General features: G+C 41.4%; 17 protein-coding genes. 7 read left to right on the top strand and 10 right to left on the bottom strand.

Annotated features, from left to right (window positions below; translation table 11 throughout):
* Positions 1 to 23 precede the first annotated feature (23 nt).
* Genes opuBD through opuBA form a run of 4 tightly spaced genes read right to left on the bottom strand, consistent with a single transcriptional unit; the run spans position 24 to position 3,465 of the window.
* Positions 24 to 704, bottom strand: a complete 681-nt coding sequence (gene opuBD, locus DIC78_RS14230) for a choline ABC transporter permease OpuBD (protein WP_024122863.1) — start codon at positions 702 to 704, stop codon at positions 24 to 26.
* Between the two features lie 15 nt (positions 705 to 719).
* Complete coding sequence (gene opuBC / locus DIC78_RS14225; RefSeq protein ID WP_106019565.1) at positions 720 to 1,640, bottom strand: choline ABC transporter substrate-binding lipoprotein OpuBC; 921 nt, start codon at positions 1,638 to 1,640, stop codon at positions 720 to 722.
* Positions 1,641 to 1,651: 11 nt separating this feature from the next.
* A complete protein-coding gene (locus tag DIC78_RS14220; protein WP_095713009.1) occupies positions 1,652 to 2,305 on the bottom strand; it encodes an ABC transporter permease in 654 nt (217 codons plus the stop codon).
* 14 nt (positions 2,306 to 2,319) lie between these two features.
* The gene (gene opuBA / locus DIC78_RS14215) at positions 2,320 to 3,465 is read right to left on the bottom strand and encodes a choline ABC transporter ATP-binding protein OpuBA (protein WP_101864778.1); all 1,146 of its coding nucleotides are present in this window, start codon (positions 3,463 to 3,465) and stop codon (positions 2,320 to 2,322) included.
* Positions 3,466 to 3,749: 284 nt separating this feature from the next.
* Between opuBA and DIC78_RS14210 the strand changes: the two genes are divergently transcribed.
* The 4 genes from DIC78_RS14210 (at position 3,750) to sdpC (ending at position 6,602) form a co-directional block, all read left to right on the top strand.
* On the top strand, positions 3,750 to 4,283 hold the full coding sequence (locus DIC78_RS14210; RefSeq protein WP_106019566.1) for a GbsR/MarR family transcriptional regulator: 534 nt from the start codon (positions 3,750 to 3,752) through the stop codon (positions 4,281 to 4,283).
* Between the two features lie 214 nt (positions 4,284 to 4,497).
* Positions 4,498 to 4,977 carry a sporulation-delaying system protein SdpA gene (gene sdpA, locus DIC78_RS14205; RefSeq protein WP_049809963.1) on the top strand — a complete coding sequence of 160 codons (480 nt, stop codon included), beginning with the start codon at positions 4,498 to 4,500 and terminating at the stop codon, positions 4,975 to 4,977.
* Complete coding sequence (gene sdpB / locus DIC78_RS14200) at positions 4,974 to 5,945, top strand: sporulation-delaying protein SdpB (protein WP_024122869.1); 972 nt, start codon at positions 4,974 to 4,976, stop codon at positions 5,943 to 5,945. Before sdpA ends, sdpB begins: the two co-directional genes overlap by 4 nt.
* A 42-nt stretch (positions 5,946 to 5,987) precedes the next feature.
* Positions 5,988 to 6,602, top strand: a complete 615-nt coding sequence (gene sdpC, locus DIC78_RS14195) for a sporulation delaying protein SdpC (protein WP_024122870.1) — start codon at positions 5,988 to 5,990, stop codon at positions 6,600 to 6,602.
* 52 nt (positions 6,603 to 6,654) lie between these two features.
* On the opposite strand, the gene DIC78_RS14190 is transcribed toward sdpC, so the two are convergent.
* From DIC78_RS14190 to opuCA, 6 genes are all read right to left on the bottom strand, one after another.
* Entirely contained in the window at positions 6,655 to 7,272 is a 618-nt protein-coding gene (locus DIC78_RS14190) for an SdpI family protein (protein WP_024122871.1), read from the bottom strand.
* Positions 7,269 to 7,541 (bottom strand): sporulation delaying system autorepressor SdpR, encoded by a 273-nt coding sequence (gene sdpR, locus DIC78_RS14185; protein WP_024122872.1) that lies wholly within the window; start codon positions 7,539 to 7,541, stop codon positions 7,269 to 7,271. The genes DIC78_RS14190 and sdpR overlap by 4 nt, the downstream gene beginning before the upstream one ends.
* Positions 7,542 to 7,760: 219 nt before the next feature.
* Entirely contained in the window at positions 7,761 to 8,450 is a 690-nt protein-coding gene (opuCD, locus tag DIC78_RS14180) for a glycine betaine/carnitine/choline/choline sulfate ABC transporter permease OpuCD (protein ID WP_024122873.1), read from the bottom strand.
* 17 nt (positions 8,451 to 8,467) lie between these two features.
* Complete coding sequence (gene opuCC, locus DIC78_RS14175; protein ID WP_106022027.1) at positions 8,468 to 9,334, bottom strand: osmoprotectant ABC transporter substrate-binding lipoprotein OpuCC; 867 nt, start codon at positions 9,332 to 9,334, stop codon at positions 8,468 to 8,470.
* 64 nt (positions 9,335 to 9,398) lie between these two features.
* Positions 9,399 to 10,052 (bottom strand): glycine betaine/carnitine/choline/choline sulfate ABC transporter permease OpuCB, encoded by a 654-nt coding sequence (gene opuCB / locus DIC78_RS14170; protein WP_024122875.1) that lies wholly within the window; start codon positions 10,050 to 10,052, stop codon positions 9,399 to 9,401.
* Between the two features lie 21 nt (positions 10,053 to 10,073).
* The gene (gene opuCA, locus DIC78_RS14165) at positions 10,074 to 11,213 is read right to left on the bottom strand and encodes an osmoprotectant ABC transporter ATP-binding protein OpuCA (protein WP_101859940.1); all 1,140 of its coding nucleotides are present in this window, start codon (positions 11,211 to 11,213) and stop codon (positions 10,074 to 10,076) included.
* A gap of 263 nt (positions 11,214 to 11,476) precedes the next feature.
* Here opuCA and opcR point away from each other — a divergent pair, with 263 nt between their 5' ends.
* The 3 genes from opcR (at position 11,477) to DIC78_RS14150 (ending at position 13,693) form a co-directional block, all read left to right on the top strand.
* Positions 11,477 to 12,034, top strand: a complete 558-nt coding sequence (gene opcR / locus DIC78_RS14160; protein ID WP_044159138.1) for an opuC operon transcriptional regulator OpcR — start codon at positions 11,477 to 11,479, stop codon at positions 12,032 to 12,034.
* Positions 12,035 to 12,215: 181 nt separating this feature from the next.
* Positions 12,216 to 12,830 carry a PH domain-containing protein gene (locus tag DIC78_RS14155; protein WP_024122878.1) on the top strand — a complete coding sequence of 205 codons (615 nt, stop codon included), beginning with the start codon at positions 12,216 to 12,218 and terminating at the stop codon, positions 12,828 to 12,830.
* Positions 12,831 to 12,991: 161 nt separating this feature from the next.
* Positions 12,992 to 13,693 carry a zinc ribbon domain-containing protein gene (locus DIC78_RS14150; protein ID WP_106021992.1) on the top strand — a complete coding sequence of 234 codons (702 nt, stop codon included), beginning with the start codon at positions 12,992 to 12,994 and terminating at the stop codon, positions 13,691 to 13,693.
* Positions 13,694 to 13,714 lie beyond the last annotated feature (21 nt).

Here is a 13,714-nt window from a genome sequence, read left to right as displayed (position 1 = left end):
CATCCAAGCCTCTTTTTTTGTTCTTATGCAGCTGTTTGAATACGTCTCACCCTGGTTCTTTTTTTCTTGACCGGATGTAACGCCCGCTCCACCCAAGCCATGAGCAAATCAGCCGCAACCGCCATCACCGCAGTCGGAATCGCGCCGGCTAGAATAATCGCCGTTCCGTTTGTGGCGTTTGACCCGCGGACGATCATATCCCCAAGGCCGCCGGCGCCGACAAATGTGCCGATTGCTGTAATGCCGATAGCGATGACGAGAGCCGTTCTAAGGCCTGCCATAATGACAGAAAGCGCGAGCGGGAGCTCAACCATCCGAAGAACTTGGAATTTCGTCATTCCCATCGCTTTTCCTGATTCTAAGTATGCGTGTTCAATGCTGACAATGCCTGTGTACGTGTTTCGGATAATCGGTAGCAGGGAATACAGAAATAATGATAAAATCACTGTGTTTGCGCCGAGCCCCATGACAAGCATCAGGACTGCCAGCATGGCGAGCGCCGGAATCGTCTGAATGACATTTGTTACGGCGAATACCCATCCTGACAAGCGGCGGAAATGCGCAATGAGGATTCCGACCGGAACCCCGACGACAGCAGCAAACAAGACGCCGTAAGCCGACATGAGAAAATGGCGGCCGAATTCTTCCATTACATAGCTGCCGTTCTGTGCATAATACGTCATTAACTGTTCAAGCACATTCATTGGTCAATCCCCCTTTCACGATTCGAAGTAGTGATGCTTTTGCAAATATTCCTTGGCAACGACAGACGGTTCTTTTAGGTTACCGTCGACTTCATAGTTAAGCTCCTGCATCGTGGCTGTATCGATTTTTCCGATCATTTTCTGAATGATGCCTTCCAGTTCAGGATGTTCTTTAAGCACCTGTTCGGGAACAACAGGAGAGCAGTCGTACGGAGGGAAAAATTGTTTATCATCCTTTAGCATTTTGAGATCATAGGACTTGATCCTCCCGTCCGTGGAGTAAGCGAGGACAATGTCCATTTTTCCGCTTTTCACCGCGTCATACACAAGCCCGATCTGCATCGGATACGTGCCGCCGAATGTCATGCCGTAGGTTTTCGTAAAATCCTGATAGCCGTTCCCTTTCAGCTTCATCCAATAATTGTCGACGCCCAGCTTTAATTGCGGCGCCCATTTTTTGATGTCTGATACGTTTTCTAAATGATATTGGTCCGCAAGCTTCTTGCTGACGGTAAAGGCATACGTATTATCAAACCCGTAGGAGTCATACCATTTTAAATCGTATCTTTTTTTAAACTCCTGCTGTGTCAGCGCCAGCGCTTTGTCCGGATCTTTTTCAGGTTTCATCCTCAGCGTGCCTGTCAGCGCGTCACCTGTATATCTTGTGGCCGCAATATCGATTTCTCCGTTCATCAAGGCCTGCTGCTGCACCGCGTTGGAGCCAAGATTTTTAATGGTTGTTGTTTTTAGATCCGTATGGTGTTCGATCAGCTGGCCAAGCATGCTTGCGATGATTTCTGATTCACTCATGCTTTGCGCGCCGATTTTGATGGTCTGGTCTGAAGCGGTGCTGAGCCCGGGAAGCGAACAGCCGCTTAACATCAGCATTACTGCGAGCGTAAAACCGCTCAGCCATTTAAGATGTTTTCTTTTCATGAGCAGCCTCCTTATGAAACTTCCTTCATTCCCTGCAGTCCGGCAGGCGTGATTTTTCGTTCCGTCAACGCAAGCACATAATCAATGACAATCGCCAATATCGTGACGGGAACCGCTCCTCCGATGATATATTCCGGCTGATATAAATTCAGGCCGATGAAAATATAATCACCCAATCCGCCGCCTCCGATAAAGGATGCAAGCGTCGCCCAGCCGATTAAATAAATCGTGGATGTTCTGATCCCCGCCATGATGACGGGCGCGGCAAGCGGCAGTTCCACGAGGCGGATTTGTTCAGCTGCCGTCATCCCGATGCCTTTTCCTGATTCAAGCAGATTTTTGTTAACGCCGCGAATCCCGGTATACGTGTTGCGCAGGATCGGCAAAACGGAATAGAAAAACAAGGCCACAATAGCCGGAACTTTTCCGACTCCCAAGAGCGGGATAAAGAAAGCGAGGATTGCCAGACTGGGCAGCGTCTGAATGATATTCACAATGCCGATAATGGTGCCGGCTCCTTTTTTCATTCTGGTAAGCACAATCCCAAGAGGCACAGCGGCAGCCACGCCTAAAATGACGGCGATGAGAGAAATGGTGATATGCTCATATGTTTTGTAAAGCAGTTCGCCTCCGTTGGTTTGCAAAAATTCAATGATATGATTCATGTCTGACAACCTCCCTATGACAATACTGCGAGCTGTTTTTCTTCTCCCCAGATGGACTCATACACAATGTCAACCAGGCTCGCTCTCGTCACAATTCCTATTAAACGGCTGTCTTCATCTACAACCGGCACGTACTTTACACCCCGTTTTAAAATTTTGTGTACTGTATCCCGCAGCAGTGTTGCGCCCAAGACGGTGTAGATGTCTTGATGCAGGACCTCGCCTACGAGCTCGGCTTTCTTCCGGCATTGATCAATGATTTCCACATCTACATAGCCTAGAAGAACATGGCTGTCATCTACAACCAGGAGCGAGTCGACACGCTCCTGCCTCATCAGCTGGATCGCTTCAGAGAGCGTTTTATCCGCCGTAATGGTCACCGGGTGTGTACTCATAATTTGATCAACCCGCTCAACATCAGGACTTGATGACTGAATCAGGCGCTCCTTGCCGATAAACTCCTCAACAAATTCGTTTGCCGGATTTCTCAGAATATCATCAGGCGTTCCGATCTGCACAATCTCTCCGCCTTTTAAAATGACGATCCGGTCTGCTAGCTTAATCGCTTCATCCATATCATGGGTAACAAATACGATGGTTTTATGTAAGGTTTTTTGCAGTTTTTTAAATTCTTCCTGAAGGGAATCCCTCGTAATCGGGTCAAGCGCCCCAAACGGTTCATCCATTAAGATAAGCGGCGGTTCCGCGGCAAGTGCCCGTAATACACCTATTCGCTGCTGCTGTCCCCCGCTTAATTCATGAGGATAACGGTCTAAATATTCAGGTCCCATATCAACCAATTTTAAAAGCTCACGCGCACGTTCTTTCCGCTGCTGCTCCGGCCATTTCAGTAGCTTAGGCACAAGTGAAATGTTCTGCTGAATGGTCATATGGGGGAACAGTCCGATCTGCTGAATGACATAGCCGATCTTACGCCTGAGTTCTACCGGGTCCTGTTCCATCATGTTCTCGCCGTCAATAAAAATCTGACCGGCTGACGGCTCAATTAATCGGTTAATCATTTTCATCGTTGTCGTTTTTCCGCAGCCGCTTGGACCGATAAAACAAATAAATTCACCTTTTTCAATTTCCAGATTCACGCTGTTCACAGCTTTTTTGCCGCCCTTATATGTTTTCGAGACATTTTTTAATGTCAGCAAACATCGCACCTCCAAAATTAAATTCATTCAATTCGTTCAGTTTGTATTTAATTTTTCAGACAATTGAATGCTTCCCATTATAGAATAAAGTTTATAAAATAAAAAGTTTACAATTTGTTCATATTATTTATAAAGTATGTGTAAACCCTGATTTACCCGTATTGACCGGTAATGATCTCCTTATTGCTCCAATTTCCTGCCAAATTCTATGATTACAGCATTTCCGCCGCATCAAAAATGTGGTATATTGACATCGGAATTGTTAGCTGAAAGGATTGAAACTGTTGGAGAAAAATCCGTTAACGATAATTGAACAGACTGAAGACCACCTCATAGAAAGAATCGCGGAAAACATGCATGCATTTGGAATGCCCTCTACCGTTGGACGTGTGCTGGGCATTATTTATATGAATCGCAAGCCGATGACGCTGACGGAATTATCAGAAGCGACCGGCATGAGCAAAACGCGAATGAGCCAGGTCGTGCGGGACATGCTCGATGCCAACATCGCCGAGAAGGTGTTCGAAAAGGGCGTGCGAAAAGACTTATACGATGTTGAAGAGGATTACTACCAAACCTTTATCACTCTGTTTACAGCCACTTGGAGCAAAGTCGTCAGCAAAAATAAAATGATGCATAAAAAACTCAACCGGGAGCTGCTCAGTATCTTGGATGAAGAGCTTTCTCCTGAAGCGGAAGAAAAGGTGAATGAGCTGTTGAAGGAATTAAAGGAATGGCTCGACTATTACAATTGGCTCGGCCGTCTGATTGAGTTTTTTGAGAGTGAAGAGATTTTTAAATATGTGCCGAAACCGTAAAGAAGTTCCCAAAATTGATATTGGGAACTTTACGTACAATACAAATTTTAAATATCAAATTTTTCCCACAAAACAAAACCAAATATAATTTACAATATTTTGTTTATTATCCATTTTATGTTGATTATTCTTACTAGTTATTATATAATCTTTTTGAAATGATTAGATTGGCTTAAAGGAGGTAACCCAAATCAAAAAAAGAGCAATTATAACTATAACGACTATATGTTTCCTTTCATTTTCTTCCTATTACTTTAGTAATATCTCACCTCAGAATCCACTGTTTAAAAAAAATTTTTTGCAACAATTGTCTCCCCAAGGCTTTGGCTTTTATAGTAAAAGCCCTACTGAAGAAAACATTTCGTTTCACACAAAAGAAAATTTAAAGTTACCTAATGCACTTCCTAATAATTTTTTCGGGATAAAAAGAGAAGGAAGAGTTCAGGCAATAGAATTAGGCAAAATTGTTGAGAATATCGAACCAAAGAATTGGAAAACATGTGAAAACAACACTTCCTGCACAAATTTAGAGAGACAAATGAAGCCTATTGAAGTAAAAAAAAGCAAGGACTATACACATCTTAGCAAAGGAGAGTACCTTATATACCGACAAAAGCCACTCTCATGGTATTGGATAGATTTTAAACAAACTACCTCTTTTGAAAGAAAGGTGCTAAAAGTAAAAATAATATGAAAATATTAAATAGTTTCGAAGGTTATATTGACACCTATAATCCATGGAAAAATACATATGCACTTTCTAGAAGTTTACTTGGTTTCTCAACATTACTAGTTTTAGTATTTAATAGTGCTGATATTTTATTTAGTTATAGTGCAAATAATGTCACGTGTGAAAATGTCTATATTCCCACTGCCTTTTGTTTTGCTAACAAATATAGCATCAGTTTTGAGGTTATAAGATACTTAATGATTTTTATATTAGCTTTAGTGGTTATAGGATGGAGGCCTAGATTTACCGGTTTTTTCCACTGGTATATTTGCTATAGCATTCAAACTTCAGCTTTAACTATTGATGGCGGTGAACAAATTGCAACTGTTCTTTCATTTCTTTTATTTCCTGTTACATTATTAGATTCAAGGCAAAATCATTGGAAAATAATAGATATCAATTATGAATCTTTCACAAAGAAGATAGTATTATTTTATTTAGTGACAATAATTAAAATTCAAGTTTTTGTAATCTATTTAAATGCAGCTTTAGAGCGCTTGAAAAATAAAGAGTGGGCTGAAGGGACAGCAATTTATTATTTCTTTTCTGATCCTGTTTTTGGATTGCCTGATTATCAACTTAATTTATTGAATCCACTGCTTGAAAGCAACTATATTGTTGTCATCACTTGGTTAGTAACTATTTTTGAGCTGTTCTTAGCAGCAAGTATAGTTTCTAATATCAGAATAAAAAAAATTGCATTAATATTAGGAATAATATTTCACATAGGGATAATAATCAGCATCGGTATTGTAAGTTTCGGCTTAATCATGATATCTGCATTAATTATATATCTACATCCTATACAACAAAATATCAATTTGAATTGGTGTTCTCCTTTATTTAAATATATATCCGTAAAAGGAAAAAGGAATTTCAAAAGATTAGGAGGTGAATCAGTCAAGTTCCTTACAAAATTGTTTCATAACTAATATTTAGATAATGGAGAAATAACTTAATGGAGGTATAATAATTTGAAAAGTAAATTACTTAGGCTATTGATTGTTTCCATGGTGACGATATTGGTTTTTTCATTAGTAGGATTCTCTAAGGAGTCAAGTACATCTGCTAAAGAAAACAATACATTTTCTGGAGAAGATTACTTTAGAGGACTTTTATTTGGCCAAGGAGAGGTTGGTAAATTAATTTCTAGCGATTTGGACCCTAAACTCGTAAAAGAGGCGAATAGTACAGAAGGTAAAAAATTAGTGAATGATGTAGTCAAATTTATAAAAAAAGATCAACCACAATATCTGGATGAATTGAAACAATCGATTGACAGTAAAGACCCTAAAAAACTCATTGATAATATGAATAAAGCAGATCAACTTATCCAAAAATATGCCAAGAAAAATCAAAACGTAAAATACTCTACCAATAAAGCAACTCCATCTTGCGGGCTTTATGCCGTCTGTGTAGCAGCTGGATATTTATATGTTGTAGGCGTTAACGCGGTAGCATTGCAAACCGCTGCCGCCGTAACAACTGCAGTTTGGAAATACGTTGCCAAATATTCCTCTTCAGCTTCTAATAATAATTCTGATCTAGAAGCTGCTGCTGCAAAAACCCTAAAATTGATTCATCAATAATCATTATAAAAAAAGTGTCTTGCGGGTTACTCCGCAAGACACTTTTTTAACGTTAACCGTTTAACTTTTTGTAATAAAGATAGGAAGCAGTCGTTGAAATAACTAATGCTAGCAACACTAACACAATCATAATCATAATAATATATTCCCCTGTAAAAAATGAAAGAATGGCTATGATAAAACCACACGCTACAAGTACTTTAGAGGCAAAGCGATTACCCAATTTCCAAACAGTCTCATCTTTTAATGTCCAAGGTGTCCTCAATCCGATAAGATGGTTTTGCTCTGCTAACTGCATGGAATTTCCACCAATAATTAAAAAGATACCAACAGCAAGACCAATTATTAAATCAATATCCAGTTCGTATCCTAAACTTACTAAAAGGGTTGAGAGCTGTAAAATATATAAAAGGATTAACATATTATTAGAAGCTAGAAAAAGCAATGCTTTATTTTTTTGCGTTGACTTAATGGTTAACATATAAAAAGTAAGATAATAAATAAGCATAACAATAGGTATAATAAAAAGTGTTAGAGGTTTAGATATAAAGGCAGCCGGCTTATTTCCTGACCATTGTATCGGTATTTCTTCCGGAAGGTACTGATAAAATATAATTGAAGTCAAGAAACTCAAACAAACAATAATTATGGAAATTATATTTTTCTTCATAAATCGTTATCCCCTTTATTTATAAAGTTAAGCATCCAATTTATTGAGTCTTGAAGTACTGTGGTATTTAAAGAATAATAAATAAATTGCCCTTTACGGTGGTCAGCTATGACTTCCGCCTGTTTTAAAATATTCAAATGGTGAGAAATACTCGGTTTACTGATATTAAAATGTTCTGCAATATCTCCCGCAGTCATATCCCCTCCTTTTAACAAATCCAAAATTCTCCTCCTAGTTGGATCTGATATAGCTTTGAAAACATTATTCATAGCGTTTTCTCCTTTTCGAAAAACATTTAGACATTTAGATGTTTGCATAAATGTATTATTATTATAACTTGAAACTTTTCTCAAAACAACCTTAAAATTGGCAATAACCATCTGATATTTGAAGATTTTTTTAAAATACTTGTCTAACTTCAACGCTGGAAAGTATCGGTTAAAGGGACTAACACAGGTTGTTTACTAAAAAAACCACCCCTGTTTTATTTAAATAGAGGTGGTTTTTCTTTCAGCTTTAATATAGTTTCTTTTTTTATTTTTAATCGGGCTTAACGCGCGTTCAAGCCAGCCCATGACCAAATCAGCTATCACCGCCATTAGGGCTGTCGGGATCGCGCCAGCTAATATAATCGCGGTCCCGTTTGTTGCGTTTGACCCCCTGACGATGATGTCTCCGAGACCGCCGGCACCGACAAATGTCCCGATGGCAGTAATGCCGATAGCAATGACGAGCGCGGTGCGGAGGCCGGCCATAATAACAGAAAGCGCCAACGGAAGCTCGACCATCCGCAGCACTTGAAACTTTGTCATACCCATCGCTTTTCCGGATTCAAGATAGGCATGTTCAATGCTGACAATGCCTGTGTACGTATTTCTGATGATCGGCAGCAGTGAATAAAGAAATAACGATAAAATGACCGTATTCGCGCCAAGCCCCATCACTAGCATCAGCACGGCCAGCATGGCGAGCGCCGGCACCGTCTGGATCACGTTCGTGACGGCGAAAACCCAGCCGCTTAATGTTCTGTACCTGGCAATCAGGATGCCAAGCGGAATGCCGACGATGGCCGCAAACAAAACGCCGTACACCGACATCAGAAAATGGCGGTAAAACTCTTGCAGCACATAACTGCCGTTTTGCGAATAGTAAGTGCCAAGCTGCTGTAATACTTCCATTTGGTCTGCCTCTTTTCTTAGTTAAAATAATGATGTTTCTCTAAAAATTCCTTTGCCACAACAGATGGCTCCTTCAGTTTGCCGTCCACTTCGTAGTTGAGCTCCTGCATGGTTTCCGTGTCAATCTTCCCGATCAGTTTATCAATAATGCCTTCAAGCTCAGGATGGTCTTTGAGCACCTTTTCCGGAATCACCGGCGAACAGTCATACGGCGGGAAAAACTGTTTATCGTCTTTTAGGATTTTGAGATCATACGCCTTAATCCGGCCGTCTGTGGAATAAGCAAGAACGGCGTCCATTTTCTCGTTTTTGACTGCGTCATAAACAAGTCCGATCTGCATCGGATAGGTTGTTCCGAACTCAAATCCATACGTGCTGACAAAACCTTTATATCCGTCGCCCTTCCGTTTCAGCCAGGCATTGTCGACCCCTAGTTTATATTCAGAAGCGTTTTTCTTTAGATCAGACACGGTGTTTACATGCTCCTTTTCCGCAAATTTTTTTGTTACGGTAAAGGCATATGTGTTATCAAATCCGTAAGAATCAAACCATTTATATTTAAAACGTTTGTCAAACTCTTTCTGCACGATATTCAGCGCTTTTTCCGGATTCTTCTCCGCCTCCATTCCGAGGGTGCTCGTTAAATCCGTGCCAGAATAGCGTGTGGCGGATATGTCAATGTCACCGCCGAGCATCGCCTGGTGCTGAACATAGTTTGATCCGAGATTTTTGACTAAAGCCGTATTTAAATCCGTATCGTGTTCAATAAGCTGCGCAATCATATTCGCTAAAATTTCTGATTCTGTTATACTTTGCGCCCCGACCTTGATCGTATCTTGTGAGGCGCCGCCAAGTCCCGGCAGAGAACAGCCGCTCAGCAGCATGACAAAGGCGAAAGCGAGCGCGCCGATCCATCTGATTTTTTTCGTTTTCAATACAGCCAACTCCTTAAGAAACTTCCTTCATCCCTTGCAATCCCTTCGGTGTCACTTTTCGTTCCGTCACGGCTAGCAAATAATCAATGATAATGGCTAAGATTGTAACCGGCACAGCACCGCCAATGATGTATTCAGGCTGATACAGGTTCAGTCCGATAAAAATGTAATCACCAAGACCGCCGCCGCCAATAAATGAGGCAAGGGTCGCCCAGCCGATTAAATAGATCGTGGATGTGCGGATGCCTGCCATAATAATCGGAATCGCCAGCGGAATCTCGACGAGCCGGATCTGCTCCCAGCCGGTCATTCCAATCCCTTTTCCTGACTCAAGCAGATTTTTGTTTACACCTTTAATGCCTGTATACGTATTGCGCAGAATCGGAAGCACCGAATAGAAAAATAAAGCGACGATCGCCGGCACTTTTCCAACACCGAGAAGCGGGATAAAAAATGCCAGAATCGCCAGACTCGGCAAGGTTTGCACAATGTTGACGGCACCTATAACCGCGCCTGCGCCTTTTTTCATTCTGGTCAGCAGAACGCCGAGCGGCACCGCAACGATAATACCCAATACAACAGCAATAAGAGAAATATATAAATGTTCACCTGTTTTATACAGCAGCTCTCCGCCGTTCGTCTGTAAAAAAGTCATCATTTGATTCATGTGTAAGAGCTCCTCCCCTGATCAGATCGTCATTAGCTGGTTTTCCTCGCCCCATATGGAATCATATACGATGTCCACAAGGCTTGCTCTTGTCACAATCCCTGCTAAATGGTGCTCTTCATCAACAACGGGAACATACTTAATTCCTTGCTTCAAGATTTTCCGGACGGTATCGCGGAGAAGGGCTCCTTTTTGCACGGTATACATATCCGAGCGGTACACATCACCAACAACGCTCGCTTTTTTGCGGTTTTGATCAATGATTTCAACATCTACGTATCCCTTCAGCACATTTTGCTCATCTACAACAAGCAGCGAGTCGACGCGTTTTTCTCTCATCAGCTGAATGGCCTGAGAAAGCGTTTTGTCCGCTGTAACCGTGACAGGCATTCTGTTCATCATCTGCTCAACCCGCTCAATTTCAGGCCTTGTCTGGATCAGGCGCTCTTTCCCGATAAATTCTTCTACAAATTCATTTGCCGGATTTCTGAGAATCTCATCAGGTGTGCCGACCTGAACGATTTCACCCGCTTTTAAAATCACAATCCGGTCAGCTAGCTTAATGGCTTCGTCCATGTCGTGGGTCACAAACACGATGGTTTTGTTTAACGTTCTCTGCAGTTTTTTAAATTCTTCCTGAAGGGAATCCCGCGTGATCGGGTCAAGCGCTCCGAACGGTTCATCCATTAAAATGAGAGGGGGTTCCGCAGCCAGTGCGCGCAGCACGCCGATTCTTTGCTGCTGTCCGCCGCTGAGCTCGTGGGGATAACGGTCTAAATATTCAGGGCCCATATCAACAAGCTTTAACAGCTCTCTCGCCCGTTCTTTCCGTTTTTCTTCAGGCCATTTCAGCAGCTTCGGGACGAGTGAAATGTTCTGCTGAATGGTCATGTGGGGAAACAAACCGATCTGCTGAATCACATAGCCGATTTTTCTCCGCAGTTCAACCGGGTCCTGTTCCATTATGTTTTCTCCGTCGATAAAGATCTTTCCTGACGACGGTTCAATCAGTCGATTAATCATCTTCATCGTCGTCGTTTTTCCGCAGCCGCTCGGGCCGATAAAACAGATAAATTCGCCCTTGGCAATATCTAAATCAATGCTGTTCACAGCTTTTTTGCCGCCTTTATATACTTTTGACACTTGTTCTAATTTCAGCAATCCGTGCACCTCCGCAGGTTTCCGTTAATTTTTCTGAAAAGTATAATCTTTATTATAATTTGAACTTTGTAAAATAAAAAGTTTACAATGTGTTGAAATTATATGTTATTTACAGATTATTTATTGTTATGACTCAGGTAGAGAGGGTGTTCTTACAATTACGCCGGATACCTCTCGCTTCCTCCGCATACAGCTGTTTTCAACAACTGGCAGAAATATGATATATTGACACCATCAATTGCCATTTGAAGGGATGATCAGCTGTGGAAAAAACTGCTCTCGACATCATTGAACATGCTGAAGAGCATCTCATCGAGAAGATTGCCGAAAACATGCATACGTTTGGAATGCCTTCTACTGTCGGGCGTGTGCTCGGGATTATTTATATGAATCGAAAACCGATGACGTTAAGCGAGCTGTCAGAAGCAACAGGCATGAGCAAAACACGGATGAGCCAGGTCGTCCGTGAAATGATTGATGCCAACATTGCCGAAAAGGTGTTTGAAAAAGGCGTAAGAAAAGATCTTTACGACGTAGAGCAGGATTATTATCAAACCTTCATATCTTTATTTGCGGCGAACTGGACAAAGGTCGTGAGCAAAAACAAAGTGCTGTACAAAAAATTAAACCGGGAGCTGACGGATCTTTTACAAAGGGACGAGCTTCCCCGAGAAGCCGAAGAGAAAGTCAATCAGCTGCTGAATGAATTAAGAGAATGGCTTCATTACTATGATTGGCTGAGCCGCTTAATTGAGTTTTTTGAGAGTGAAGAAGTATTTGAATACGTGCCGAAAACAGCTGAAAGCAGCTCCCTGAAGTAAGGGAACTGCTTTTCTACATGATGAGATTAATATTGGAAACATCATATATGAGAACATCGTATACTTCCTCCATGTGACATTGGCCTTACCAAGAGGCTGATTCTTCGCAAACGTTTATAGCCGTTCGGAAACGCCGCGTGCTACAATGAAGTGACTATGTAAATAGGAAGGATGTATCTATATGTTCAAGAAAATTGCAGCAGATGCACTCGGATTATCAGATATCGGAAAAATTATCGAACCTCAGGATTATGACAAAACAGATGCTGATGACTATGTCATGCATGAAGACAACGAAAAAATTTATTTCCTGATTAAAACAAAAGCCGATGAATATTGCTTCACGAATCTGGCGCTGATCCATGTTGACGGCGAACGTGCCACTTCCTCCAAACGAACGCTGAAACGCTACCCTTATTCCCAATATAAAATCTCTGATGTTTTTCTGGAAACCGCCGGGAAGGTCGATTTGGATGTTGAAATCAAGTTCAAGCTGGGCTCTGAACAATTTGACATCGATGTGCATAAAGAGCAAATTGAAAAGCTGAAAGATTTGTATAAAGCCCTTCTCCGTATCTCTGAAACGATCTATGAAAATGACATTTTGATCAATCAGGCTGAGCAAAGTCTGGAACGAGCAGTCACCATCCTTCAGCATACCCGCCCTGAGCACGTCAATATTGAAACACAATACAAAGAGCTGACCGAATTCGGGTTTACATGGGTCACTTCCGTCCGCTCGCAGTACCATATTAAAGATTTCGGTGACGTATTTGAAAAATATATGAATAACTAGAAACAAGACACGGGTTCGCATCTGGCAGCTCGTGTCTTGTTTCTGATACATAATCTTGGAGAAAATTTTTTACCTGGATATTGGTTACTTTTCTACTTTTTTCTTTTATAATGACATTATTAGTCTATTTTCCCTATATTACATGTAAAAGGAGTCATCATATGTTTTGTCCTCAATGCGGCCATCAAGCAGATGGCGGAAAGTTTTGTGAGAAATGCGGATCGCCTCTTCCGCACCAAGCCGGCGAAAATCAAGGAGCACAGGCGGGAGCTGAAGCTGCAAAACAAGCAGCAAAGCAGTTCGGTTCATTTGTTCTGGCTGTTCTGAAACGCCCTTATCAGGAGTGCAAAACAACAGGCGGCGAACAGCTGATCAGCGGAATCATTACAATGGTGCTTTTCAGTTTACTAACTCCGCTGATGTTTTATATTCTTTTTTCAGAAGGTCCCGGCAGTGCGAGCTTTACAGAAATCTTTTTAAAGCCAACCATTTACTTTGCCCTTTTTATTTTCGGGTTGCATGCATTGATCTTTTTTTCCTTAAAAATCGCGGGAAACCAAGTCTCATTTAAAGATTCATTCTCCAGATTTGGTGCGTTTCTTATTCCGTTTACAGCTATTTTGATTCTTGCACTTTTATTGTTTTTATTACATACAGATCTTTGTTTCACCGTGTTAGCGATTGGTTTAATCGGCGCATTCTTCGCTATTCCCCCTGCGATGCTGAGCAGTTACCAGCATTCGTATAAAGGAAAAGCTGATATCATTTACTCAACCATTGTGATTTATCTGATCACGTGCGTTGCGTTTCGGTTCATCATCGAACATTATATCAAAGAGATTTTCCGTTATATCTTTTTTTAAAAAACACCCCCATCGCCTGCT

This window comes from Bacillus halotolerans (assembly GCF_004006435.1).
Taxonomy (GTDB): Bacteria; Bacillota; Bacilli; order Bacillales; family Bacillaceae; genus Bacillus; species Bacillus halotolerans.
The sequence above is the reverse complement of the archived record's forward strand: the minus strand, read 5'-3'. Positions and strand labels throughout refer to the sequence as shown.

Bases quoted from the DNA above. Each gene is read 5' to 3' on its own strand.
- DIC78_RS14155 (WP_024122878.1), top strand. From the start codon at position 12,216: ATGTTCAAGAAAATTGCAGCAGATGCACTCGGATTATCAGATATCGGA.
- sdpB (WP_024122869.1), top strand. From the start codon at position 4,974: ATGAAAATATTAAATAGTTTCGAAGGTTATATTGACACCTATAATCCA.
- opuBC (WP_106019565.1), bottom strand. From the start codon at position 1,640: ATGAAAAGAAAACATCTTAAATGGCTGAGCGGTTTTACGCTCGCAGTA.
- DIC78_RS14220 (WP_095713009.1), bottom strand. From the start codon at position 2,305: ATGAATCATATCATTGAATTTTTGCAAACCAACGGAGGCGAACTGCTT.
- opuCB (WP_024122875.1), bottom strand. From the start codon at position 10,052: ATGAATCAAATGATGACTTTTTTACAGACGAACGGCGGAGAGCTGCTG.
- opuBD (WP_024122863.1), bottom strand. From the start codon at position 704: ATGAATGTGCTTGAACAGTTAATGACGTATTATGCACAGAACGGCAGC.
- DIC78_RS14190 (WP_024122871.1), bottom strand. From the start codon at position 7,272: ATGAAGAAAAATATAATTTCCATAATTATTGTTTGTTTGAGTTTCTTG.
- sdpR (WP_024122872.1), bottom strand. From the start codon at position 7,541: ATGAATAATGTTTTCAAAGCTATATCAGATCCAACTAGGAGGAGAATT.
- opuCC (WP_106022027.1), bottom strand. From the start codon at position 9,334: ATGCTGCTGAGCGGCTGTTCTCTGCCGGGACTTGGCGGCGCCTCACAA.
- opuCD (WP_024122873.1), bottom strand. From the start codon at position 8,450: ATGGAAGTATTACAGCAGCTTGGCACTTACTATTCGCAAAACGGCAGT.
- DIC78_RS14150 (WP_106021992.1), top strand. From the start codon at position 12,992: ATGTTTTGTCCTCAATGCGGCCATCAAGCAGATGGCGGAAAGTTTTGT.